We start from the raw sequence: 380 nt of genomic DNA on the forward strand, positions 1-380 counted from the left end.
CTCAGTTGCTGCCCGGCGAGGGTCCGGCCCGTAGCGCCGACCTTAGTCGGTTGCATCAACGTAGCCGCGGCTTGGAGCGACGCTGCCATTCTTCTCTTCTTCTTCTTCGCTTCTCCCTCCCTCTCTCCCTTTCTCCAAGCAATCTATCCGGCCCTTCACTTCCATGTATGTCTTGCTCTGGATCTCATCGTACGTCAGCCTCTTGGGCACTCCCTCTGCGTTCGCTCCCGCAACGACGAGGGCCGAGGTGGCGAGGGCGAAACCGGCGAGCTTGGTGGCGTCGGCGCATTTATGAGCCAGGTCTCGGAGATCCGACTGGAGCGAGCAGGTGTGCCTGGCTCCAGCCGGCTCGAAGCCGAAGGCCTTGGAGAGGTGAGAAG

At 61.8% G+C, this 380-nt stretch carries 1 protein-coding gene; it reads right to left on the bottom strand.

Going from position 1 to position 380, the window contains the following annotated elements:
• Positions 1 to 42 precede the first annotated feature (42 nt).
• A partial coding sequence (locus GRZ55_RS23165) for a hypothetical protein (RefSeq protein ID WP_169289290.1) occupies positions 43 to 380 on the bottom strand: 338 nt, incomplete at its 5' end.

Source organism: Chelativorans sp. ZYF759, from assembly GCF_012911015.1.
Classification (GTDB): Bacteria; Pseudomonadota; Alphaproteobacteria; order Rhizobiales; family Rhizobiaceae; genus ZYF759.